Annotated in this window: 1 protein-coding gene; it reads right to left on the bottom strand. The window is 78.9% G+C overall.

Going from position 1 to position 437, the window contains the following annotated elements; all coding sequences use genetic code 11:
* A partial coding sequence (locus tag KSY82_RS10245; protein WP_217752385.1) for an IS110 family transposase occupies positions 1-437 on the bottom strand: 437 nt, incomplete at both ends.

The raw sequence follows: 437 nt of genomic DNA, 5'->3' as shown, positions 1-437 counted from the left end.
CCCTCGGCCCCGGAGCGGGCGATCCCCCACGCCCCGCCGAACCCGGCGAGCAGCTCCAGCCACCGCCGGTCCGACAGGTCGACCGCGGCCTCGAGGGCCGGGCAGGACTCGAGCAGCACGGCGCGCAGGCGGTTCTTGTCCCTGATCGCGCAGGCGACGACGTGGTCGCGCTGCGACGAGAGGGCGCGCGCGGCCTCGAGGGCCTCGCCGCGGCCCGGGACCCCCGACAGGGAGTCCGGCACGCCCAGGGCGGTCCGCGCGATCACCGCGGCGTCGCGCTCGTCGGTCTTGGCCTCGCCGGCGAACAGCCCGGCGGCGCGGCTGGCGGCGAGGCCGGGCAGGTAGGCGACCCCGAGCCCCGCGGCGCGGGCGCGCCTCACGGCGAGGGACCCTATGTTGCGGAACTGGTCGACCACGACGAGCGTGCCGGCGGGCGC

The organism is Collinsella aerofaciens, assembly GCF_019131995.1.
Classification (GTDB): domain Bacteria; phylum Actinomycetota; class Coriobacteriia; order Coriobacteriales; family Coriobacteriaceae; genus Collinsella; species Collinsella aerofaciens_S.
This window is presented reverse-complemented; position numbering and strand designations above follow the sequence as displayed.